Annotated in this window: 22 protein-coding genes; 13 read left to right on the top strand and 9 right to left on the bottom strand. The window is 68.9% G+C overall.

All coding sequences use genetic code 11. From position 1 onward, the window contains the following. Positions 1-7 precede the first annotated feature (7 nt). Complete coding sequence (locus IMX13_RS06785) at positions 8-541, bottom strand: hypothetical protein (RefSeq protein ID WP_111186407.1); 534 nt, start codon at positions 539-541, stop codon at positions 8-10. Continuing rightward, positions 538-1,116: an RNA polymerase sigma factor gene (locus IMX13_RS06780; protein ID WP_065174854.1), complete on the bottom strand. Its 579-nt coding sequence runs from the start codon at positions 1,114-1,116 to the stop codon at positions 538-540. Before IMX13_RS06780 ends, IMX13_RS06785 begins: the two co-directional genes overlap by 4 nt. A gap of 124 nt (positions 1,117-1,240) precedes the next feature. On the opposite strand from IMX13_RS06780, the gene IMX13_RS06775 reads away from it, so the two are divergent. Continuing rightward, complete coding sequence (locus IMX13_RS06775) at positions 1,241-1,420, top strand: hypothetical protein (protein ID WP_053519558.1); 180 nt, start codon at positions 1,241-1,243, stop codon at positions 1,418-1,420. A gap of 35 nt (positions 1,421-1,455) precedes the next feature. Continuing rightward, on the top strand, positions 1,456-2,049 hold the full coding sequence (locus tag IMX13_RS06770; RefSeq protein ID WP_080375333.1) for a mechanosensitive ion channel family protein: 594 nt from the start codon (positions 1,456-1,458) through the stop codon (positions 2,047-2,049). Positions 2,050-2,059: 10 nt separating this feature from the next. Here IMX13_RS06770 and IMX13_RS06765 read toward each other — a convergent pair whose 3' ends face one another. Together IMX13_RS06765 and IMX13_RS06760 are read right to left on the bottom strand one after the other, a co-directional pair. Next, positions 2,060-2,326 (bottom strand): DksA/TraR family C4-type zinc finger protein, encoded by a 267-nt coding sequence (locus IMX13_RS06765; RefSeq protein ID WP_053519557.1) that lies wholly within the window; start codon positions 2,324-2,326, stop codon positions 2,060-2,062. Between the two features lie 125 nt (positions 2,327-2,451). Next, positions 2,452-3,009, bottom strand: coding sequence for a DUF2058 domain-containing protein (locus IMX13_RS06760; RefSeq protein WP_053519556.1), 558 nt, complete (start codon positions 3,007-3,009; stop codon positions 2,452-2,454). Between the two features lie 63 nt (positions 3,010-3,072). Here IMX13_RS06760 and IMX13_RS06755 point away from each other — a divergent pair, with 63 nt between their 5' ends. Genes IMX13_RS06755 through IMX13_RS06745 form a run of 3 tightly spaced genes read left to right on the top strand, consistent with a single transcriptional unit; the run spans position 3,073 to position 5,931 of the window. After that, positions 3,073-3,573 (top strand): M48 family metallopeptidase, encoded by a 501-nt coding sequence (locus IMX13_RS06755; protein WP_053519555.1) that lies wholly within the window; start codon positions 3,073-3,075, stop codon positions 3,571-3,573. 48 nt (positions 3,574-3,621) lie between these two features. Further along, positions 3,622-4,320, top strand: coding sequence for an RNA pseudouridine synthase (locus tag IMX13_RS06750; RefSeq protein ID WP_065181817.1), 699 nt, complete (start codon positions 3,622-3,624; stop codon positions 4,318-4,320). A 42-nt stretch (positions 4,321-4,362) separates the two neighbouring features. Further along, a complete protein-coding gene (locus IMX13_RS06745) occupies positions 4,363-5,931 on the top strand; it encodes a phospholipase D family protein (RefSeq protein ID WP_193396077.1) in 1,569 nt (522 codons plus the stop codon). A gap of 3 nt (positions 5,932-5,934) precedes the next feature. On the opposite strand, the gene IMX13_RS06740 is transcribed toward IMX13_RS06745, so the two are convergent. Continuing rightward, entirely contained in the window at positions 5,935-7,017 is a 1,083-nt protein-coding gene (locus tag IMX13_RS06740; protein WP_065181815.1) for an HDOD domain-containing protein, read from the bottom strand. Positions 7,018-7,297: 280 nt separating this feature from the next. On the opposite strand from IMX13_RS06740, the gene IMX13_RS06735 reads away from it, so the two are divergent. Then, complete coding sequence (locus IMX13_RS06735) at positions 7,298-8,395, top strand: Glu/Leu/Phe/Val dehydrogenase dimerization domain-containing protein (RefSeq protein WP_053519551.1); 1,098 nt, start codon at positions 7,298-7,300, stop codon at positions 8,393-8,395. Between the two features lie 58 nt (positions 8,396-8,453). Here the strand turns inward: IMX13_RS06735 and IMX13_RS06730 are convergent, their stop codons facing one another. Next, a complete protein-coding gene (locus IMX13_RS06730; RefSeq protein ID WP_193396076.1) occupies positions 8,454-11,282 on the bottom strand; it encodes an autotransporter serine protease in 2,829 nt (942 codons plus the stop codon). A gap of 183 nt (positions 11,283-11,465) precedes the next feature. On the opposite strand from IMX13_RS06730, the gene IMX13_RS06725 reads away from it, so the two are divergent. From IMX13_RS06725 to IMX13_RS06715, 3 genes are all read left to right on the top strand, one after another. After that, the gene (locus tag IMX13_RS06725) at positions 11,466-12,641 is read left to right on the top strand and encodes a thiolase family protein (RefSeq protein WP_053519550.1); all 1,176 of its coding nucleotides are present in this window, start codon (positions 11,466-11,468) and stop codon (positions 12,639-12,641) included. A gap of 122 nt (positions 12,642-12,763) precedes the next feature. Next, positions 12,764-13,105 carry a hypothetical protein gene (locus IMX13_RS06720; protein WP_053519549.1) on the top strand — a complete coding sequence of 114 codons (342 nt, stop codon included), beginning with the start codon at positions 12,764-12,766 and terminating at the stop codon, positions 13,103-13,105. Between the two features lie 146 nt (positions 13,106-13,251). Next, complete coding sequence (locus tag IMX13_RS06715) at positions 13,252-13,662, top strand: hypothetical protein (protein WP_053519548.1); 411 nt, start codon at positions 13,252-13,254, stop codon at positions 13,660-13,662. A 59-nt stretch (positions 13,663-13,721) separates the two neighbouring features. Here IMX13_RS06715 and IMX13_RS06710 read toward each other — a convergent pair whose 3' ends face one another. Beyond that, positions 13,722-15,359: an acyl-CoA dehydrogenase family protein gene (locus tag IMX13_RS06710; RefSeq protein WP_193396075.1), complete on the bottom strand. Its 1,638-nt coding sequence runs from the start codon at positions 15,357-15,359 to the stop codon at positions 13,722-13,724. 112 nt (positions 15,360-15,471) lie between these two features. On the opposite strand from IMX13_RS06710, the gene IMX13_RS06705 reads away from it, so the two are divergent. From IMX13_RS06705 to pdeM, 4 genes are read left to right on the top strand one after another with little or no spacing between them, the layout of a single operon-like run. Beyond that, positions 15,472-16,470 (top strand): ligase-associated DNA damage response exonuclease, encoded by a 999-nt coding sequence (locus IMX13_RS06705; protein WP_053519546.1) that lies wholly within the window; start codon positions 15,472-15,474, stop codon positions 16,468-16,470. After that, positions 16,467-18,074, top strand: a complete 1,608-nt coding sequence (locus tag IMX13_RS06700; protein WP_053519545.1) for an ATP-dependent DNA ligase — start codon at positions 16,467-16,469, stop codon at positions 18,072-18,074. The genes IMX13_RS06705 and IMX13_RS06700 overlap by 4 nt, the downstream gene beginning before the upstream one ends. Continuing rightward, positions 18,071-20,530: a ligase-associated DNA damage response DEXH box helicase gene (locus IMX13_RS06695; protein WP_193396074.1), complete on the top strand. Its 2,460-nt coding sequence runs from the start codon at positions 18,071-18,073 to the stop codon at positions 20,528-20,530. Before IMX13_RS06700 ends, IMX13_RS06695 begins: the two co-directional genes overlap by 4 nt. Beyond that, positions 20,520-21,161 carry a ligase-associated DNA damage response endonuclease PdeM gene (gene pdeM, locus IMX13_RS06690; protein WP_065181810.1) on the top strand — a complete coding sequence of 214 codons (642 nt, stop codon included), beginning with the start codon at positions 20,520-20,522 and terminating at the stop codon, positions 21,159-21,161. Before IMX13_RS06695 ends, pdeM begins: the two co-directional genes overlap by 11 nt. 18 nt (positions 21,162-21,179) lie before the next feature. Here the strand turns inward: pdeM and IMX13_RS06685 are convergent, their stop codons facing one another. Next, on the bottom strand, positions 21,180-21,452 hold the full coding sequence (locus IMX13_RS06685) for a hypothetical protein (protein WP_053519542.1): 273 nt from the start codon (positions 21,450-21,452) through the stop codon (positions 21,180-21,182). 178 nt (positions 21,453-21,630) lie between these two features. Then, positions 21,631-22,899, bottom strand: coding sequence for an NAD(P)/FAD-dependent oxidoreductase (locus tag IMX13_RS06680; protein WP_193396073.1), 1,269 nt, complete (start codon positions 22,897-22,899; stop codon positions 21,631-21,633). Positions 22,900-23,026: the final 127 nt, after the last annotated feature.

Raw genomic sequence — 23,026 nt, 5'->3', positions numbered from 1 at the left:
GGTCTCCTCAGGTTGTCAGTCCGGCGGCGGCCTGCGCCGCCTGCCGGGTCAGTTCCAGCCGCAGCGCATAGGTGCGCTTGAGCTGTCCAAGCAGGTGCGGCGCACGTGGATCCTGCGCCATCGCAGCGCGGATCTGCTCCGCGCTGCGGTCGAGTTCGTGCAGGGCCGGTTGCCACTCCGCTGCCCCGCCCTGCGGCAGGGAGGCCACCGCCTGCTGGTACTGCTCGGTCATCGCTGCGGCCTGCAGCTGCAGCCCGGAAGGCGCCGGCGTGGCCTGCGGCGGCTGCCACCACGGTGCCACCACGTAGACCGCCAGGCTGGCGGCCAGCGCCGCGCCCACCGGCAGCCACCAGCGCCGTCGCGGACGCGGCGTCATCGCCACCACCTTGCCTGCTGCCGGGAGCGGTCCGGGGGCGGACCCGCGCGGTGGCAGGCTGGCCGACAGCCGCGCCCAGCCGTCCTCCGGAACGCTGCGCTCGCGGGGCAAGGCGCGCAGGCGCGCGAGCAGGTCGTGGTCGTAGTCGGGGTCGTTCATCGTCATGTCATGTCTCCCAGCCGTGCACGCAGCAAGCCACGCGCACGATGCAACTGTGCCTTGGAACTGCCGACAGCCATCTGCAGCTGCTCGGCGATTTCCTGGTGTTTCCAGCCTTCGATGTCATGCAGCACCAGCACCGCCCGCGCCCGCGGGGGCAGCGTCGCCAGCGCACGTTCCAGGTCGCGCTCCGTGCCGGCGCAGCGGTCATGCACGGCCAGCTCCGGTACACCACCGTCCACGTCATCCAGGCTGTCGTGATCGTGTCCTCCCGCCCGGCCGCGCAGTTCCATCAGCGCGGCGTTGACCCCGAGACGATGCAGCCAGGTCGACAGGCTGCTTTCGAAGCGGAACCCGGGCAGTGCCTTCCACGCCTGCAGGAACGCTTCCTGCAGCGCATCCTCCGCACGTGCCTGCTGGCCGCCACACAGCCTCCACAGCACGGCGAACACCCGTGGCGCATGGCGTCGATACAGCAGTTCGTAGGCCGCTGTATCGCCACCGGCTGCCGCCCGTACCAGGGCGGGTTCGTCGACGGCGTCGGAGGCAGCAGGCGGTGCGGGCATGGTGGTGTCGAGCATAGTCCTTGGATGCGCCAGTCCCGCAGAAGGTTTAGATCGGATTCCTGCCAGGCACGATGCAACCTTTTCGGCGGCCGCTGCATCCATGGAGGGTCCTTCGTGAAATACCGTCCGGGAGCCCGCCATGTCCAGCCCATCGTGTGCCGCCCTGCTGGCCGTCGCTGCCTGCGTCGCGCTGCAGGTGCTTGGCCTGTCGCTGCAGCTCCACCCCGAGCGCGGCCGGGCCTGCCTGCAGCAGCAGCGCCAGGAGCTGGTGTGCCTGGCGTGGAGGCCGATGGTCGAATCGCCGGCACGTGCCGGGTAACATCGGCGACCACCACCGCTACCTGCTGTCGCCCCATGATGTTGTCGCTGAAGGATCACCTGCCGGCCTGGACCCATCCCTGGCTGCACAACATGGGCATCGCCCTGCAGATCGCGCTCGTCCTGCTGGCCGCCTGGCTGCTGCGGCTGCTGGCGCGCCGCCTGATCCGCCGCTTCGCCGACCACTACACCCTGCCGCCGGAAATGGTGATGGGCGCGCGCCGCATCACCAGTTTCGTGGTCTATTTCAGTGCACTGCTGTACATCCTGAGCCTGCTGGGGGCCTCACCGGCAGTGCTGTGGACGGCATTCACGGGCTTTGCAGCCGTCGGTGCGGTGGCCTTCTTCGCGGCCTGGAGCGTGCTCTCCAACATCTTCTGCACGCTGCTGATCTTCACTACCCGCCCGTTCCGCCTGCATGACTACATCGAGGTGCTGGAGAACGGCGAGAAGCCCGGACTGAAGGGCCGGGTGATCGATGTGAACCTGATCTACACCACGTTGCAGGAGACCGGCGAAGGCCACGAAGGCACGGTGCTGCAGCTGCCGAACAACCTGTTCTTCCAGCGCACCGTACGCCGCTGGCGCGATCCGGCACAGGCGCCGGGCGGCATCCAGGGCGACGGTTGAGCCGCCCACATCAACGCAGCTGGCTGTCTTTGCTGCCGCGACGGTTGTAGCTGCTGTGCGCCTGCTCTTCCTCATCGTGCGCCTGCTGGCAGGCCACGCACAGCCGTACGCCGGGCACGGCGTTGCGCCGCGCCAACGGAATCGGTGCGTCGCATTCCTCGCAGTGCTCCAGACCCGGGCCCTGGCGCAGCTGGCGCCGCGCGCGGGCAATCGCATCGTCTACCGTCGCGTCGATCTGGTCCTGGACCGCGCCATCTCCCGCCCAACCGGTAGCCATGTCCGTCCTCCGCAGGTGTGTGGCCTGATATGGGGACGATACACCCACGGAAAAGGCCGGGCAGTGCCCCGCCCGGCCCGTGCTTCAGCTACCTGTCTGCCCGTGGGGACGCCTGCGGCAGCGGCTTACCAGACCAGATCGTCAGGAATCTGGAACTGCGCGTAGTAGGCATCATCTTCGGCGTTGCCGGTGGAGATCTCCTCCGTCGAGCCCGGCTGCCCGTGGTCGACCACGATGGCTTCCGGCGCGCGCTCGCGCACCTTTTCCGCCGCAGCACGGGGCAGCAACGCGTAACCCTCGCCCTGGGCGACGATGACCAGCACGCCCACCGACAGCGCCTTGCGCAGCTTGGGGTCGATCAGCAGGGTGCGGATCGTGCTGCCATCGCTGAAGCGATACTCGTCCTCGCCCTTATGCGGCACGGCATGGGCAGCGATGATCTGCTTTGCCTGCGCCTTCTGCTCGGCCAGCCTGGCCTGTGCGTTGCGCTCGGCGGCCAGGGCACGATCACGCTCGATCTTCTCGGCGCGGGCGCGTTCAGCCTCACGCTGGACCTCGGCCGACGTCGATTCAGCCTTGCCCTGGCGCGCCTTGGCCTGTTCGCGTGCGGCGGCGCTGGCCTGCGACTTCTTGGCCAGGCCGGCCTTGAGCAATTGTTCCTGCAGCGCGTTGGGCTTTGCCATGGTCGGTGCGTACCGCGTGTAATCTTGGATGCCCCCATTCTACCGACGCCCCGCCGCCCCTGCATGGCAGTCCTGAAGTACCTCACCGGTTATCCCGAACCCCTGGTCGCCCAGGTCAGCGAACTGCTGGCGCAGGGCCGGCTCGGCCCGTGGCTGCAGCAGCGCTATCCCGAGCCCCATGAGGTGCGCAGCGACCGCCAGCTCTACGACTACACCCAGGAGCTGAAAGACCGCTACCTGCGCAAGTCGGTACCGCTCAACAAGGTCTGCTACGACAACACGCTGGAAGTGATCAAGCATGCATTGGGCACGCATACCGCCATTTCCCGCGTGCATGGCAGCCGCCTCAAGGCCAGCCGTGAGATCCGCATCGCCACGGTGTTCCGGCAGGCGCCGGCCGCCTTCCTGCGCATGATCGTGGTGCACGAGCTGGCGCATCTGAAGGAAGCCGACCACAACAAGGCCTTCTACCAGCTCTGCCAGCACATGGAGCCCGATTACCTGCAGCTGGAATTCGACACCCGCCTGTACCTGACCGAGCTGGCCAACCGCAGCCAGCGCTGACCGCGCGCAGGGGCTACACTGCGCGGCCCCCGCCCGACCTGCCCGCCCATGGAACCGATACGCCTCGACAAACGCTTGTCCGCCCTGCTCGGCATCCCGCGCGGCGAAGCGCGGCGCTACATTGAAGGTGGCTGGGTCACGGTCGATGGCGAGGTGGTCGAACAGCCACAGCGCCCGGTCGATGACACTGCGGTGATCGTGGTCGATGAACAGGCCAATGACAGCAAGGCCGAGCGCGTGGGCATGCTGCTGCACAAGCCGGCTGGTGCTGCCGCCGAAACCCTGTGTGCGCTGGTCAGCAGCAACAGCCACAGCGCTCTGGACGCCAGCGGCATCCGGCCACTGCAGCGCCATTTCCACGGGTTGCAGCTGGCTGCGTCCCTGCCCGCGGCAGACAGCGGCCTGGTCGTGGTCAGCCAGGACCCGGCCACGCTGGCCCACCTGCAGCGCAATCTCGGCCGCACCGAACAGGAGTATCTGGTCGAAGTGGCAGAAGGCGGGCCGGAACGGGGCCCCTGGCTGCTGGCCCGGCTGCAGCAGGAGTCGGGCGGGGCCAAGGTGAGCTGGCAGAGCGAGCAGCGGCTGCGCTTCGCCGGCAAGGGGCTGACGGCCAAGGGCCTGAAGACCGCGGTGGCTGCCGCTGGCCTGCAGGTCACCGCCCTGCGCCGCCTGCGCATCGGCCGGGTGGCACTGGGCCCGCTGCCGCCGGGACAGTGGCGCTACGTGGGCAGCGACGAACGGTTCTGACGCGCGCCGCCGCGCGGCACGCCGATCCACTAGCATGGGGCCATGAGCCCGCCTGCGCCTGTGTGGCGACGCCTGTTGCGCGTCGTTGCGATCATCTTCGCCATCCTCCTGCTGCTGGTCCTGTCCGGACTGCTGCTGGCCGACCACCTGACGCCACAGGCGCACGGTGAGCGGTCGCACGTACTGCCGCTGCAACCGGCGCAGACCCGCATCGACCAGCAGGTCGTGCCGCTGCAGGAGGCGCACCCCGGGCAATCCGGCGTGGCCTTCCTCGGCGATGGCATGGATGCATTCGCGGCGCGCGCGATGATCACCGCGCAGGCCGGGCGCAGTCTGGACCTGCAGTACTACATCTGGCACGACGACCTGATCGGTCACCTGATGGCCAGAGCGCTGCATGACGCCGCCGAGCGCGGGGTGCGCGTGCGCATCCTGCTCGACGACATGAATGCCAAGGACAAGGACGCGCTGATGATGGCGCTGGACCGGCATCCGAACATCGAGATCCGGCTCTACAATCCGTTCCGCAACCGCAGCGGCATCCTGCGCATGGTGGAGATGGTGCAGCGCTTCTTCAGCGTGAACCACCGCATGCACAACAAGAGCTGGATCGCCGATGGCCGTGTCGCCATCGTCGGTGGCCGCAACATCGGCGAGGAGTATTTCAGCGCGCGCACGGATGTGAACTTCCAGGACCTGGACCTGCTGGTCGCCGGCCCTGCCGTTGCACAGGCGAACCGGATATTCGACGACTACTGGAACAGCCCGGCGGCGATTCCGGTCTCCGCGCTGGCCTTCCATACCGACCCGCAGCTTCGCCTTCTGGTGCGTGAGTCCGACCATGAAGCGCAGCGCGATGCTGCCCGGCCCTATCTTGCGCGCGTGGCCGAATCACGCCATCGGCAGCGTCCCAGCCCCGAGCCGCTGCACTGGAGCAGCACCGTGCGCATCGTCTCGGATCCGCCGATGAAACACCGCAACGACGACCGCGGCAGCTGGCTCGTTACCGGGCTGATCGGTGAACTGGAGTCCGCGCGCAGCAAGGCCTTGTTGATTTCGCCCTACTTCGTGCCGGGCAACGAGGGCCTGGACGGGCTCTCGGCAATGGCGTCGCGCGGCGTGCACGTGGGCATAGTGACCAACTCCCTTGCCGCCAACGACGTTGCGGCCGTGCACGGCGGCTACATGGGCTACCGCGTGCCCCTGCTGAACGCCGGCATGCACCTGTATGAGCTGAAGGCACAGGGCCAGCCGGGCGATGCAGGCCTGTTCGGCAGCAGCGGGGCCAGCCTGCACACCAAGGCCTTCCTGGTGGACGACCGCCGTGGCTTTGTCGGTTCCTTCAACCTCGACCCGCGCTCGGCCTATCTCAACACCGAAATGGGGGTGCTGTTCGACGACCCCGTGCTGGGCGCGCAGCTGCGCGACGAGTACCTGCGCCTGGCCGACGCCAGGCACAGCTGGTGGCTGGCAGTGGACAACCGCGATCGGCTGCGCTGGCTGGAGCGTGAGCCTCCGCCGCGCTGGGTGGAGGACGAGCCAGGTGCTACGCGGCGCCAGCGCTGGCTGTCGCGGATCATCAGCTGGCTGCCGGTGGAATCGCAGCTGTAGCGCTCAGTGTGCCCTGGCCTCGCCTTCATGCGGGGCGTCGTCCAGTGTTTCCACGCTGCGACCATGCAGGCGCCGCCAGATCCAGCGCAACGCATGGGGCGGTGCCGACGGCAGCTGCTCCAGCAGGGCCAGCATGCGGCCCTGGGTGGCGTGGCCATGCCGGCACAGCAGGCTCGCCGCCGCCGCTGCGCTGCCCAGCCGCAGGCTGTCGGAAAGAGGGCCCGAGGCGTCGGCCGCCAGGGTCTGGTGTACCGGGTCGGGCAGCTCCCAGGCGGCGGCCACCCGCTGCGCCAGCGGCAACGACCACTGCTGCAGCAGCTGCAGGGCCAGGGCCGGCTGCACGTCCTCGCCGCGCGCCTGGGCTTCCTGCAGCAGCTGGCGCATCACCAGCGCCGCACCGAGTCCCTGCACCAGGCCCAGCCACTGCGCAGCGAAGGCATCGCCGGAGTTCACGCTGCGTGCGTGGTCGGCAGCAGCACGCGATGCCAGCAGGGCGTGCTCCCAGGTGATCGTGCTGAACTGCGGGAACCGCTCGCACTGAACCTGCATCACCGGCTGCACCAGCACCGCACTGATGATCTGCCGCACGCCTTCCGTGCCGACCAGGGTCACCGCCCGCTGCAGGCTCTCGACCGGGCGTTCGTGCACCTTGTACGCGGGACTGTTGGCGATACGCAGCAGGTTGCCCGTGAGTACCGGATCCTGGCCGATGATCGCCGCCATCACCCGTGCCGAGGCGGCATCATCGTTGACGGTCTGGATCAGCTGCGGCAGCAGCTGCGGCCGGCGCGGCAGCTGCCGCGTCGCCCAGTCGCGATCCTGCAGCGCGTCCGCCACCGCCTGTGCCAGTCCGGCGCTGGCGGCATCGACAGGGCCGGGCTCGCCCGCCAGTCGCGGGTACAGCGCCAGCGCGTGCAGGCCACGCTGCAGCTGCGCGGCGATCTCTCCCGGGGGCACTGGGTCTCCCTGCAGGCGGGCAGCCGCAGCGGCCACCGCCTGACGCGGCCCCGCCGACAGACGCGACGGCGCCGCGCCGGTCAGCGACGCAAGCCAGCCGCGTACCCTGCGTGCCCAGGCCAGCGTCACCGGCCGTGATCCTGTCGATGTCGTACTGCGCTCGCCATGGCCCGTCTCTGTCTCTTCACACGATCCGGCCACTGGCCATCGACGCAGCATCGGCCGCGCTTTCATCTTCTTTAACCCGCAGTGCCCATCGACGTCGACGGCAGACACTCGGGGAATGGACTAGAATGGCGCCGCGCGACCCGTCCCCCTGCACCGACGACGTCGCTTTTTTTGTTTTGGGACCCTACCGTTCACTGGTCGTTCGCTGCAGTTCGCCGCCGTTCGCACCATCGGAGACGCCATGCTATTCGAAACCCTCGCCACCACCGGCCACGAACAGGTGGTGTTCTGCCACAGCCATGACGCCGGCCTGAAGGCGATCATCGCCATCCACAACACCACCCTGGGCCCGGCCCTGGGCGGCGTGCGCATGCGTCCCTATGCCAGCACCGACGAAGCGCTGGCCGACGTGCTGCGGCTGAGCCGGACGATGACCTACAAGAATGCGCTGGCCGGCCTCAATGTCGGTGGCGGCAAGGCGGTGATCATCGGCGATCCGAAAGCGGACAAGACCGAAGTCCTGTTCCGCGCCTTCGGTCGCTATGTCGATTCGCTGGGTGGCCGCTACATCACCGCCGAAGACGTCGGTACCGACGTCAACGACATGGAGAACATCTACCTGGAAAGCCAGTTCGTGACCGGCGTCCACCAGGTGCATGGCGGCTCCGGAGATCCCGCACCGTTCACCGCCTACGGCGCGCTGCAGGCGTTGATGGCGTCGATGCGTTTCAAGTTCGGCCACGAGGAAGTGGGCAAGACCAGCATCGCAGTGCAGGGCCTGGGCCACATCGGCATGGAACTGGTCAAGCTGCTGCGCGACCGCGGCGCGAAGCTGTATGTCACCGACCTGGACGCGGCCCTGGTCGATCGCGCAGTCAGCGATTTCGGCGCCGAAGCAGTGAAGCCGGACGAGATCCACGAAGTGAATGCCGACGTCTTCGCGCCGTGCGCGCTGGAAGGCTCGATCAATGCCGACACCCTGCCGCGGATCAAGGCCAAGATCATCTGTGGCACCGCCAACAACCAGCTGTCCAGCCTGGAAATCGGCGATGAACTGCACGCGCGCGGCATCCTGTACGCACCCGATTACGCGGTCAATGCCGGTGGCGTGATGAACGTGTCGCTGGAGATCGATGGCTACAACCGCGAGCGCGCGATGCGCCTGATCCGCAGCATCTACCACAACCTGACACGCATCTTTGAACTGTCGCAGCGCGAGAACATCGCGCCGCAACGTGCGGCCGACCGAATCGCCGAGAGCCGCATCCTGTCGATCGGCAAGCTGAAGATGCCGCTGGGCCGCAGCACCCCGCGCCTGGGCAATCTGCGCGGCGGTTGACCGCCCCTGCCGGGCCTCGGCACGGCGCCCCTCCGGGCGCCGGCAAGCCCATGATGGATCAGAACCCGGCGCTGTAACGCAGTGCCGCTTGCCGTGCGTCATCACCGCCGACACGCTGATCGATGCCCAGGCTCAGACGGCCACTCCGCCCCCACCACGACTCCAGCGCAAGCCCGAGCAGGGCGCTGCCACGCGGTGAGTCGGCACCGGGCAACGGTGCCCACGCGTCGACACCGACGAAGCTGGCCTGCCACTCCCCGGCGCCGCCCTGAAGGCGCTGCTGCCATTCGGCGTGCCCGCGCAGCGTCCAGCGTCCCCAGCCGCGCTCGCCGCGCAGCCCCGCCAGCAGTTGGCTGCGCTGCGTACGATTGGCTTCACCCCGCAGGCCGAAACCGAAGCCGCCGCGCTCGTTGAACGCCGCGGTATCCACCCGCGTGCCACTGGCACCGACATACGGTGTCAACGACGCGCCGACGGTGCCGAAGCGATAGCCGCTTTCGACACTGGCGCTGCTGAATCGACCGCCGTAGCGCGCGGAAACGCCGTAGGCACCTGCACCCAGCAGCAGCTGCCGGTCCAGTTCGCGGGTGAACCGCCCTGCGCCGAACTGCGCCAGTGCATAACCGCGCCCAACGCTCCAGCCGGCATACAGCTGCGCCTGCGCCTGGCGGTCCTGCCCGCGGTCACCGTTGAAGGCACTGCCACCGTTGCTGCGTGTTTCACCGAACGCCATGCCCAGCAGGCCATGGCTGCCCAGCGGCACGTCCTGACCGGCCATCCAGCCCCGGCTGTCGGTGGCGCTGCCGGCGAAACTGCCCTGCCCTGCCTCACCCAACATGCTCTGCCAGGCACCGCGCAGCGCAGGCAGAGCCTGCACGCGATCGAAACGGGCGGCCACCGCGCGTCGCGACATGTCGATGCTGTCGAAGGTCGCCGCCTCGGCACGCGTGTGGGCCTTGCCGGACAGGCTCTCCAGCGTGGCCGCCAGGCCCGTGCTGCGCTGCAGGCCGGCCGCTGCGCCACCGAATGGCGAATCCTGCAACGCGTGGTTGCCGTCCAGTTCGACGAACGCGCCTTCCAGCCGCGCCGCAGTTGTCTGCACACCGGCATCGAGCCCACGCGCAGCAGCGGTGACACTGATCCGGGTCAGGTTCAACCATGCGTTGTTGCTGTCATAGCCATAGCTGGTCTGCAGCAGGGCCAGCCCCTGCAGGCCACTGGATGTGGCCGCGGTGCTGAAGGTGCCGGTCAGGCCGGCTGCGGCATGGATCAGATCCTGCCGGGTACCGTCCTGCGGCACGTAGCCATCGACGAATCCGTGGACGTGCACGCCACCGTCCAGACGGGCGCTGCCGGTGACCTGCAGCGCGTTGGCCCCCAGCGCGATCATCAGCTGTGCGCCGGCCTGCTGCACGTAGTTGCCTTCGATGGTCGCCGTGGTGTTGGCAGTGGTCAGGAACACGCTGCTGCCGTTGGTCACATTGCCGACCACGCGGGGCGTGCCGCCATTGAACTGCAGGCCGCTGGATGATGGATCGGCCTGCGGCAGGATGCTCACGCTGGAACGGATCACGCCGCCGTCACGCAGCGACAGCACACCGCCTTCGATGAGGGTGGCACCGCTGTAGCTGCTGTTGCCGGTCAACGCCAGCACGCCGGCGCCCTGCTTGACCAGGCCGCCACTGCCGACGATGTCGTTGCTCCAGACCGAACCGGTGGATGCTGCGTCGACATTGGCAACCACGTCGCCCCAGTCGAAACGTCCCGGCCCGTTGATGGCCCTGCCGATGTCGAGCAGGCCGTAGCCGAACACCGGGTCCACGCCGGCGGCGCCGATGTCCTTGGCCGTGCCGAGCAGGGTCTGCCGTACCAGGTTGTTGTCGAAGTACGGATACCGCTCCCACACCAGCGCGGCCGCGCCCGACACCAGAGGTGCGGCGAAGGACGTGCCGTAGTTCCAGAAATAGCTGGTGCCCGCGTCATCCGGATAGACCGCGCTGCCGGGCGCCGCCAGACAGTAGCGTGCCGCCTGGCCGCAGGCGTTGGCGTAACCGGCCAGCGTGTCTGGCGCGTAGGGATCGACGGCCGTGGCCACCAGCCAGCCGCGCTCCAGATCCGCAGCCGGTCGCGAGCCTGCCACGCCCGCCTGGCCCGGCAACGCCGCCAGGCTGCTGGGCTCGCTGCGCGCGTCGTTGCCCGCGGCGAACACCACCAGCCCGCCGTGATTGATGACGAAAGGCCGGTACTCGCCGGCGACCTGGGCGGTGGTGGGCAGGTCGGTCCAGTACAGACCGCCCCAGGAATTGTTCATCACCTTGACGTTGTAGCTGATCAGGTCGCGGTGCACCTGGGCCACGCCGAGGGTGCCGCTGAAGGAATTGCCCTGGCCGCTGCCGTCGTCCGCCGGCGGCTTGTCGGAGATGATCCGCGCCGACACGATCTGCGCACCGGGCGCGATGCCGCCGGGCCAGCGCCCGACCGCTGCGCCCGCGGCCAGGCTGGCGACGGCAGTGCCATGGCCGACCACATCGTCCACGCCCAGATTGTTGCGGGCAGGGTCGATGTAGGTGAGGTTGGCCACTACCCGCCCGTTCAGCGCGGCGGCCGCGCGCTGCACGCCCGAATCGACGATGCCGATGCGCACGCCCCTGCCGGTGGCACCGGTGGCCTGCGCGGCACCCGCATGGATGACCGACAGGTGCGCATCGAAGGCCGGCTCCAGCGGTTTGGGCGGGGGCGGCGTGGTCGGCGGCGGCGGTGCGGGCGGCGGCGTGGTGGGCGGCGGGTCAACGCGCACGTTGCCACCGCCACCTCCGCCCCCACACGCCGTCAGCGCCATCGCCAGCGCCGCTGCCAGGACCGACCGTGCCATCGTCGTGCGTTCCATCGATTCCATCCCATGAACGTTGGCCCGCCTTCATCCCGGCGGGCATGCGGCGCGATCCAGCGGCAGCCATCCCCGACCCTCTATACTTGGGCCGACCCCCACGCAGTCTGCCGGGAAACCGGAGCGCATCCAACGCCCCCCGGTCTCCTTTCCGAACATTGCTTACGCATCAACGAGATTGCCATGTCCAACATCGTCATCGCCGCCGCCAAACGCACCGCCATCGGCTCCTTCCTCGGCCAGTTCAACGGTGTGCCGACCCCGACCCTCGGCGCGGCCGCCATCGCCGCAGCGCTGGAGCAGTCCGGTGTCCCGGCCAGCGACGTTTCCGAAGTCCTGATGGGCTGCGTGCTGCCGGCCAACCTTGGCCAGGCGCCCGCCCGCCAGGCCGCGATCGCCGCCGGCATCCCGCTGTCCGTCGGTGCCAGCACCCTCAACAAGGTGTGCGGCTCGGGCATGAAGACCATCATGCTCGGGCATGACCTGATCAAAGCCGGTTCGGCCAAGGTCGTGGTTGCCGGCGGCATGGAGTCGATGTCCAACGCGCCGCACCTGCTGCCCAACTCGCGCACCGGCAACCGCTTCGGCAACTTCCAGGCGGTGGACCACATGGCCCACGATGGCCTGGTCAACGCCTACGACGGCAAGGCCATGGGTGAATTCGCCGAGTGCGCCGTGGACAAGTACCAGTTCAGCCGCGAGGAGCAGGACGCCTACGCCATCGAATCGGTCAAGCGCGCGCAGGCGGCGCAGGCCAACGGTGCGTTCGCCGACGAGATCGTCGCGGTGAAGGTGGCCACCCGCAAGGGTGAGGTCGAGGTCGACACCGATGAACAGCCCGGCCGCTCGGACATCGCCAAGATTCCGACCCTGCGCCCGGCGTTCAAGAAGGACGGCAGCGTGACCGCTGCCAGCTCGTCCAGCATTTCCGACGGCGCCGCCGCCGTGGTGCTGCTGACCGAGGAAGACGCCAAGGCCCGCGGCATCACCCCGCTGGCACGCATCGTCGGCCACGCCACGCATTCGCAGGAGCCGGAGTGGTTCACCACCGCACCGATCGGCGCCATCCACGCATTGCTGCAGAAGACCGGCTGGTCGCTGGACCAGGTGGATCTGTTCGAAATCAACGAAGCCTTCGCCGTGGTGGCGATGGCCCCGATGCGCGAACTGGGCATTCCCCATGACAAGCTCAACGTGAATGGTGGGGCCTGCGCATTGGGGCATCCGATCGGCGCATCCGGGGCACGCCTGGTGGTGACCCTGGTCAACGCCCTGCGCACGCGCGGTGGCAAGCGCGGCATTGCCACCCTGTGCATCGGTGGTGGCGAGGCGACCGCAATTGCCATCGAATTGATTTAAAAAGGTTTAACTGCGATTTCGCAAAAATGAATGCGGGATCGCTTGACAGCCAAACGTGGCTTGTCATCATGTTGTCGGCGCGCAGTTGCGCGTTGCCTAATCTAACGACGAGGATTCACACAATGAGCATCAACAAGCTGCTGGTCGCGATGTCCCTGGCTCTGGCCCTGGCCGCCTGCTCGAAGCAGGAAGCTGCCCAGGACGCCGCTGCTTCGGCCAACGAAGCCGCCACCGAAGCCCAGGCTGCTGCCGATCAGGCCGCCGCTGCTGGCGCCCAGACCGCCGACGCTGCCCAGCAGGCCGCCGACACCGCCGCCACCGCTGCTGACGCTTCGGCTGACGCCGCTGCCCAGGCTGCTGGCGCCGCTACCGACGCTGCTGCTGAACAGGCCAAGGACGCTGCCAAGGCTGCCGAAGGCACCGCCGAGCAGGCCAAGGACGCTGCTGAAGAAGCCAAGAAGTAATAACTTCTTTCTTCACGCTGTTCTGGAAAAGCCGCTGGTTCGCCAGCGGCTTTTTCTTTGCATCGCGTTCCGCGACCCCGCCTTCACAAGGGCGTGAATAGGCTGGCGTCCCCATCCATTGCCGCAGTGCACTACCGGAGACCGCCATGAAGATCCGCTCGCTGACCCTGTCCCTGCTGGCCGCTTCGCTGCTGATCGGCCTGGCCGCCTGCAAGGGCCCGGAAGCCGAACAGGCCCGCCAGGATGCGCGGCAGGCTGCCGACAGCGCAGGCGCCGCCGCCCGTGACGCAGTCGACCAGGCCGCCGCAGCTACCCGCGAGGCCGCCGACAAGACGGCAGCTGCATCCGAGCAGGCGGCGGCCGATACCCAGCAGGCGCTGGACAAGGCGGCCGACGCTACCGCCAATGCTGCTGACCAGGCCAAGGTCGCCGCCACCGACGCCGCTGCACACGCCAGCGATGCGACCGCGGACGCCGCACAGAAGGTCGCCGACAAGGCGCGTGATGTCGCAAATGACGCGAAGGCGAACGCGGCCAAGGAAGAAGCCAAGCACTGAGCCGCGTCCGGTACTGTAGAGCGCCGCAGCCACGCTGCGGCGCTCTACAGAATTCCACGCTACGACAGCGCGCGCGCCAGGATTTCCGACAGGTCCAACCCGGCCGGCAGGGTGCCGAACACCCATCCATGTTCACCGCCGAGCCGGCTGCGGATGAACGCATCCGCCACCGGACTGCGTGCACGCAGCAGCAGTGCCGCCTGCAGCAGCAATGCGGTGCGCTCGCAGAACATCCGCGCCTGCGACTCTTCCGGTGCCGGGGTCGTTACCCAGCGCTGCAGCGCAGCGGCATAGCGCGCATCGCGATCAGCCACCGCCGACAGCTCGCCCTGCAGTGCGGCCAGCGTCTCCGGTTCGCGGGCCAGTGCCCGCAGCACATCCAGGCACTGGATGTTGCCGCTGCCTTCCCAGATCGAGTTCAGCGGCGCCTGCCGGTACAGGCGCGGCAGCATTGATTCCTCCACATAGCCCGCGCCGCCCAGGCATTCCTGCGCCTCGTTGACGAAGGTCGCCGCCCGCTTGCACACCCAGTATTTGCCCAGCGCCGTGCCCAGCCTGGCCAGCGCCGCCTCGCCGGCATCGAAGGACGCACTGTCCACCGCACGCGCGATGCGCATCGACAGCACCGTCGCCGCTTCCGATTCCAGTGCGAGGTCGGCCAGCACGTTGGCCATCAACGGATGCTCCACCAGCAACCGGCCGAAGGTGCGGCGGTAGCGGGCATGGTGCAGCGCCTGCGCCAGCGCCATGCGCATTTCCGCTGCGGCACCCAGCATGCAGTCCAGGCGGGTCATCATCACCATGCCGATGATGGTGGCCACGCCACGCCCCTCTTCGCCCACCCGCCACGCCTGCGCGCCGCAGAACTCGACCTCGCTGGACGCGTTGGCCCAATCGCCCAGTTTGTCCTTCAGCCGCACCAGGCGGAATGCATTGCGGTCGCCATCGGCAAGCCGGCGCGGCATCAGCAGACAGGTCAGTCCGCCCGGTGCCTGCGCCAGCACGAGGAAGCCATCGCACATGGGTGCCGAGAAGAACCACTTGTGGCCGACCAGCCGATAGCGCTCGCCGTCGATGGGCTCTGCTCGCGTGGTGTTGGCGCGCACATCCGAGCCCCCCTGCTTCTCGGTCATGCCCATGCCCAGGGTGATGCCGGCCTTGTCGGCCACCGGTACGTCGCGCGGGTCGTACACCGGTGCGGCGGCCTTGCGCGCCCATTCGGCCAGGTTCGGCTGCGACCGCAGCACCGCTACCGCCGCATGGGTCATCGTCAACGGGCAACTGGTACCGGCCTCGGCCTGGTGGTGCAGATAGCTCAGCGCCGCGCGTGCAACATGCGCACCCGGCTGCGGCTCATGCCAGGACAGGCCGGCCACGCCATGCGCCTTCGCGGCGGTCATCAGCTGGTGGTAGGCCGGATGGAACTCCACCGTATCGATGCGATGCCCCTGCGCGTCGTGGGTGCGCAGGCGCGGGCGGTCGCGGTTGGCATCGAATCCGAGCCGGTACAGCTCGTCACCGGCCAGCGCACCGTACTGCGCCAGGCGCGGGACGAAGGCTGCGGCGCCTTCGCGATGCACCGCCTCCATCAACGCTGCGTCATCGGTCCACAGCTGGCGCCCGGCGAACGGTGGCGGCTGATTGAGCACCACATGGGTCTCGAAGGGGGCAGTGCTGCTGAAACCCGGTCCACTCATGCGATCCATCCGGCGGCAAGAGGTATGCGACCCGATTGTGCCGCATGCTGCGCCAAGCCCGCGTTCAGGCCGGTTCTCACCCCGTGCACGAGCCGCGCGCCACAGTGCAGCCATGGCAGGCAACGACGATCTTGTGGTGCTGCGCCCGGAAGGGCTGTACTGCGCTGCTGGCGATTTCCACATCGATCCCTGGCGGCCGGTGCCGCGCGCGGTCATCACCCATGGTCATGGTGACCACGCGCGCCCGGGCATGGGCGAATACCACTGCAGCACGGGCAGCGCGCCGATCCTGCGCTGGCGGCTGGGCGACGTACCGCTGCACGCGCATGCCGAGGGCGCACCCTTTGCGCTGGGCCGGGTGCAGGTGTCGCTGCATCCGGCCGGTCATGTGCTCGGCTCCTCGCAGGTGCGCATCGATGATGGCCGGCAGGTGTGGGTCGCCTCCGGTGACTACAAGCGCCAGCCCGACCCCACCTGTACGCCGTTCGAAGTGGTGCCCTGCGATACCTTCATCACCGAGGCGACCTTCGCCCTGCCCATCTACCGCTGGCCGGACACCGCAGCCGTGGCTGCCGAGATCGCGTCCTGGCGCGAGGAATGCGCGCAGCGCGGCGAAGCCGCCGTCCTGCTCTGCTACGCATTGGGCAAGGCCCAGCGCGTGCTGGCCGAGCTGCTGGCACGGGGCGAACCGCCGGCATGGCTGCACGGTGCCATCGCCAATGGCGTGGCCGTCTATCGCGCTGCGGGCATCCCGATGCTGGACACGATCGCCGTCGCCGAACAGGGGCGCCAGGCCGATGCGGCCGGACGGCTGATCCTCGCCCCGCCCTCGGCCGCCGGCACGCCCTGGCTGCGCCGCTTCGGGCGCCACCAGCTGGGTTTCGCCTCCGGTTGGATGCAGCTGCGCGGAAACCGCCGGCGCCGCAACGTCGATCGTGGCTTCGTGATCTCCGACCACGCCGACTGGCCCGCGTTGCTGCGTACCATCGAGCAGACCGGCGCACGCCGCGTCATCGCGACCCATGGCAACACCGATGCGCTGATTCCGTTCCTGCGCGAACGCGGTGTCGCCGCGGAGGCTTTCCGCACCGATTTCGGGAGCGAGGAATGAAGGCCTTCGCCGCGCTGTACCAACGCCTCGATCGCAGCACCGCCACGCTGGACAAGCGCGCGGCGCTGGTCGATTACTTCCGTCACGCGCGACCGCACGATGCGGCCTGGGCCCTGTTCCTGCTCAGTGGTGGCAAGGTCGGGGGTGCGCGCCGGAAGATCGCTGCCAGCGGCGAGCTGCGCCGCTGGATCGGCGAGGAAGCCGGACTGCCTGCGTGGCTGGTCGAGGACAGCTATGCGCAGGTCGGCGATCTGGCGGAGACACTGACCCTGCTGCTGGACGACCCAACGGCAATGGCGCCGGACCGCCCTCTGGCCGACTGGATCGAACAGCATCTGCTGGCCGTGGCCAATCAGCCCGAGCCCGAGCGACGTGCAGCCGTGGTCGAGGGCTGGCGCCAGCTGCCCGCGAACGAACGCCTGGTGTTCAACAAGCTGCTGACCGGTGCACTGCGCGTCGGCGTGTCGCAGCGGCTGGTCCAGCAGGCACTGGCCGAACTGTCCGGACTGGACATCGCGCGCATCGCGCAGCGCATGCTGGGCACCTGGGTGCCCTCGCCCACCCTGCTCGCACAGTTGCTGTCGCCGGAAGAACTGCCGCTGGACCGTCAGCAGCCGTATCCGTTCTTCCTCGCTTCGCCGCTGGAAGGTGAGCCCGGTGATCGCCTGGGCAGCATCGACGACTGGCTGCTGGAATGGAAATGGGACGGCATCCGCCTGCAGCTGCTGCGTCGTCGCGGCGAGGTGGCGCTGTGGTCGCGTGGCGAAGAGCGCCTGGACGGCCGGTTCCCCGAGATCGAGCAGGCCGCCGCACTGCTGCCGGAGGGATCGGTGCTGGATGGCGAACTGCTGGCCTGGGATGAGCCGGCCGATCTTCCGAAAGCTTTTACCGCCCTGCAGACCCGCATCCAGCGCCGCAAGCCGGGCGCCACCACGCTGCGTACGACGCCGGTGCGGATGCTGGCCTACGATCTGCTCGAACGCGACGGCAACGACCTGCGCGCATTGCCGCTCCAGCAGCGGCGCGTGCAGCTGGCGGAACTGCTCGGCACGCTCGGCGATGCGCGCATCCAGCTGTCGCCGGAGGTGCCCGCCGGGGACTGGGCACGGGCGGCCGCGCTCCGCGACGCGGCGCGCGAGCGCGGCGTGGAGGGCCTGATGCTGAAGCGCCGCAACTCGGCGTACCAGTCCGGCCGGCGCCGTGGCGACTGGTGGAAGTGGAAGGTCGATCCACTCACCATCGATGCCGTGCTGCTGTACGCACAGGCCGGCCATGGCCGGCGCAGCACGCTGTACACCGATTACACCTTCGGCGTATGGGACGGCGATGCGCTGGTTCCGGTGGCCAAGGCCTACTCGGGCCTGGACGATCAGGAAATCCTCGCCCTCGATCGCTGGATCCGCGCCAACACCCGCGAGCGCTTCGGGCCGGTACGCAGCGTCCGCGCCGAGCAGGTGTTCGAACTCGGCTTCGAGGCGGTCAACCGCAGTGCACGGCACAAATCAGGAATCGCCGTGCGTTTTCCGCGCATCCTGCGCTGGCGCCACGACAAGCCGGCCAGCGAGGCCGATCAGCTGGCGACGCTGCAGGCCCTGGCACGATGACGCGGAGCGAGGCCCTGCAGCGGCTGAACGGCTGGTTTGCCAGCCGCGGCTGGAAACCCCTGCCCTTCCAGCGCGCCATGTGGCGTCACTACCTGGCAGGCGAATCGGGCCTGCTGCATACCCCCACCGGCAGCGGCAAGACGCTGGCGATGTTCGGCGGACCGCTGCTGCAGGCGATGATCGCGCCCGCACCCGCACCCGCCCGCCCCAGCGCGGTGCGCCCATTGCAGGTGCTGTGGGTGACCCCGCTGCGTGCCTTGGCCAGCGACACCGCACGCGCACTGCAATCGGTCGTCGATGGCCTGGGCCTGGGGTGGCGCGTGGGCCTGCGCAGCGGCGACGCCAGCCAGCGCGAGCGGCGCCTGGCGCGCGAAGGGCGCATCGACGTGCTGGTGACCACGCCCGAATCACTGGCACTGCTGCTCACCTACCCCGATACCCTGCCACGCATGCATCAGCTGCGCTGCGTGGTGGTCGACGAATGGCATGAACTGCTGGGCAACAAGCGCGGCGTGCTGCTGCAGCTGAATCTTGCACTGCTGCGCGACACCACGCCTGCGTTGCAGCTGTGGGGATTGTCGGCCACGCTGGGCAATCTGCCGCAGGCGCGCGACGTGCTGCTGCCGGACAGGCCGGATGCACCCATCGTCGAAGGCGCGCGCCAGCGTCCGGTCACCGTCAGCAGCCTGCTGCCGGCACCGGGCGAGCGCTTTCCCTGGGCCGGACATCTTGGCCTGGCGCAGCTTCCGCGCGTGCTGGAAGCGCTGATGACCGCGCGCAGCAGTCTGCTGTTCACCAACACGCGGGCGCAGGCCGAACTGTGGCACCAGGCGCTGGCGGCGGTGTGGCCGGAGGATGCCGCCACGCTGGCGTTGCACCACGGTTCGCTGGACCCCGCACTGCGTCAGCAGGTGGAGGACGGCCTGCGCGCCGGTGCGATGCGCTGCGTGGTTGCCACCTCCAGCCTGGATCTGGGCGTCGATTTTCCCGAAGTGGATCAGGTACTGCAGCTTGGCAGTCCGAAGGGCGTGGCGCGGCTGCGCCAGCGCGCCGGCCGTGCCAGGCATCGCCCCGGCGCCAGCGGCAGAATCCTGTGCGTGCCCAGCCATGCGCTGGAACTGGCCGAGTACGCCGCCGTCCGCCGCGCGCTGCGCGACGGCGTGGTTGAAGCCAGGCGACCGCCAACCCTGTCGCTGGACGTGCTCGCCCAGCATGCGGTCAGCCGCGCGTTGGCGGGGGGATTCACCAGCCGCTCGCTGCTGGCGCAGGTGAGGCGCACGCACGCATTCGCGCAGCTGGGCGACGCGCAATGGCAGGCTGTCCTGGACTTCATCGTGCAGGGTGGACGGGCACTGGCGCAGTACCCGGACTTCCACAAGGTGGTGCTCGACGCGGACGGCTACCATCGCGTGCACGACCGCCGCCAGGCCCTGCGCCATCGCTTGTCGATCGGCACCATCAGCAGCGATGGCGCCGTGCGTGTGCAGTTCCTGCGCGGCGGTGGCCTCGGCTCGGTGGAAGAACAGTTCGCCAGCCGCCTGCGCAGAGGCGATCGATTCCAGTTCGCCGGGCGCATGCTGGAGCTGGTACAGCTGCGCGACATGACCGCCTATGTGCGCCTGGCCCGCAAGGCCGGTGAAGGCACCGTCCCGCGCTGGCAGGGCGGTCAGCTGCCCCTGTCCATGCCGCTCGGGCGCGAGCTGGAAGCGGTGCTGTCCGGCGCGGACGACAGCGCCGAGTCGCGCTGGCTGGCCCCCCTGATGGCACTGCAGTCACGCCTGTCTGCCCGGCCATCGCCCGCGCACGTGCTGCTGGAGGACGTCCGGCGCCGCGAAGGCCAGTTCGTGTTCGTCTATCCCTTTGCCGGGCGCCACATCCACGAGGCACTGGCGGCGTTGCTGGCGCTGCGCTGCACGCGCCGGCAGCGCAACAGCATCGGCTATGCCGTCAATGACCACGGGCTGGTGCTGGCACCGACGCAGCCGATCGAGCTGCAGGCGGAGCAATGGAAGGAACTGTTCGCGGCCGATCAGCTGCTTGAGGACCTGCGTGCCGCCGTCAATCTGGGCGAGCTCGCGCGACGCCAGTTCCGCGGAATCGCACGCGTCGCTGGCCTGCTGGTACCCAGCCTGCCCGGTGGCGCGCCGCGCTCGCTGCGCCAGCTGCAGGCCTCGGCTGGACTGCTGTACGACGTGCTGCGCGAGCACGACCCCGAGCATCTGCTGCTGGCATTGGCCGAGCATGAAGTGCTGCAGGACAGCCTGGATCTGCCGGGCCTGCAGCAGGTGCTCGAACGCATCGGCACGCAGTCACTGTCACTGCAGCATCCCGCCTCGCTGACACCGCTGGGCTTCCCGCTGTGGGCCGAGCGCCTGCGAGGACAGTTCAGCAACGAAGACTGGCGCACCCGCGTGCTGCGTGCCGCACAGCAGCTGGAGAGACGCCATGGCCGATGAGCTGGCCGTGACGCTGGGCGGTGAACCCATGCTGCTGCTCGGTGCGCGCGCACTGTGGTGGCCGGCCCGGCAGGCCTTGCTGATCGCCGACCTGCACCTGGGCAAGGCCGACCTGTTCCGCCGCGCCGGCATCGCGCTGCCGTCCGGCGGCACCCGCGACGACCTGCAGCGCCTGCAGAGGCTGGTGCAGGCAAGGGCTTGCCGCGAGCTGTGGATACTGGGCGATGTGCTGCATGGGCCGGCGCATCGTGCGGCGTGGTACCGGCAATGGCTGGGATGGCGAGAGCAGCACTCCGCGCTGGCGGTGCATGTGATACGCGGCAATCATGATCGGCACCTGCCGCACGCGGCGCTGCAGGTGGAGCTGCATGAGGAGGTGCAACTGGGCGCGTTCCTGCTGTGCCATGAACCACGGCACATGCCCGCGGCGCACGTCATTGCCGGCCATATCCATCCGCAGATCGCACTGCCGGCGCTGCGCCGCCGCTTTCCGGCGTTCTGGCTCCGCGAAGGATTGACGGTGCTGCCGGCATTCTCCGCCTTCACCGGCGGCTGGGTCATCGCACCGGCGCAGGGTGAACGGCGCATCGCCTGTGTCGAACAGGGTCTGGTGGCGATGCCTGGCCGGTAAGGCCAGCGGGCGCGACAGTCAGGCCGGCCGGACGCCCGCCAGCGCCGGCATCAGATGGAAATCGGGCGTGTCGTTGCTCTGCCGGCGCGGCAGTGCCTGGACGGCCGACAGCATTTCCTGCGCGCAGGCGCGGATGTGCGTGTGGTGTTCCGGCAGCGCATGACTGATCAGGCTGCCCACATGGAACTCGAACACATCCTCCAGAACGTCGGGCTGGTCCTCGTGCAGCATCTGCAGCAATCCCCGCAGCTTGCAGATTTCCGATTCCAGCTCTTCGACCGCGAACAACATGGCGTCCTCCTCGTGAACTCGCAGCACATCCGGGCCGCAGCAGGCCGCGACGGCGGCGCCACCCGGGCCACGCGATGTTCGAATCACGGAGAGGAAAACGGGCGACGCAGCTGTGGCGTGCTTCACTCTTGTCGCACAGACGCGGTGAGGTAACCGTTAATTCACGTGATGATGCGATTCACGCAGCCGCCGTGGCAGCCTGCGTGGCAAGCGCAACGGGCGACCGGGCCAGGGCTTCGAGGAAGGCTGGATCCAGAGCAAGCGAACCGAACCAGCCGTGCTGGGTTCCACTGAGCACCCGCAGCATGTGCCCGCGTCCCCCCGGCAGCCGCCCCATCGGGCCAAGCAGCGCGTCGCGCGCCTTGGCCCACGCATCGCGATCGGACTGGAACAGCGGCGTCAGCCAGCGGCTCCAGCGCTGGTACACCGCCACATGCGCACGTCGCTGCGCCTGGTAAGCCTGCAGTGCCGTCTCACCAGCGCCATGCACACGCAGCGCGTCTCGCAGCGCCAGCGCATCGAGCAGCGCCATGTTCACGCCCTGCCCCAGCTGCGGGCTCATCGCGTGCGCTGCATCGCCGACCAGGACCATGCGCCCCTGATGCCAGCGGGTCATCACCGCATCGCGGTAAACCGCCCGGGACAGCTGTCCGGCATCGTGCAGGTGATCGAAGCGTGCGCTGGCCTCGGGCCAGAGCGCATGCAGTTCCTGCAGCCATGGTTGCATGCCTTCATCTTCCCAACGCGCGAAGTCGGCGCGTGGCAGGCTCCAGAAAAAACTCAGGCGCGGCGTGTCATCACCCGGACGCGTGCCCACCGGCAACAGGCCGATCATCTTGCGCGCGGCGACGTAGCGTTGGCGCAGCTGCTGCACGTGCGGCCACTCTCCGGCCGGCAGCAGGCACCACAATGCGCCCCACGGATAGACGCGGTCGAGGCCAGCGCCGCCGGCAATGGTCGCGCGCAGGGACGACGCTGCGCCGTCGGCCGCCACCACCAGGTCAAACGGGCCATGCGTGCGGCCTTCGTTGTCGCGCAGTTGCCCCCGCGCGGTATCGACCGCGTCGATGGTGGTCCCCGCATGCAGTTGGCCGGCGCCATCGCGGGCCAGGTCCAGCAGCGAGAACAGGGCGCCGCGCTGCATGCCCAGACCGTGCAGGCGGACATCGAGGCCGCCATAGCCCATGTCCATCACCGCACGTCCGCACGGCGTGTCGCCATAAAGCCGATGCACCGGCGCGGCATGCGCGCGCACGGCCTCCAGCAGTCCCATCTGCCACAGCACCTGCAGGCCGCTGGGCTGCAACAGGAAACCGGCGCCGACCGGCCCAGGGGTCGGCACGCGCTCGAAGATCTCCACGTCGTGCCCGTCGCGGGTCAGCAGGATGGCCATCGCCTGGCCAGCGGTGCCGTATCCAATCACGGCAATGCGAAGTCGTTCCGTCATCCGCACATTGTGCCCCAGCCGGATCCGGATCGTTCTCCAAGCCGCGCGCGGGCGGGCCGCCCTGCCGGCGAAGTAAAGGAGGAGGCGACGGTCGAAGGCCGGCGCCGGGGGACATTCGCCGGCAGGG

Origin of the sequence: Stenotrophomonas sp. B2, from assembly GCF_014947095.1 — a bacterium.
Lineage (GTDB): Bacteria > Pseudomonadota > Gammaproteobacteria > Xanthomonadales > Xanthomonadaceae > Stenotrophomonas > Stenotrophomonas maltophilia_P.
The sequence above is the reverse complement of the archived record's forward strand: the minus strand, read 5'-3'. Positions and strand labels throughout refer to the sequence as shown.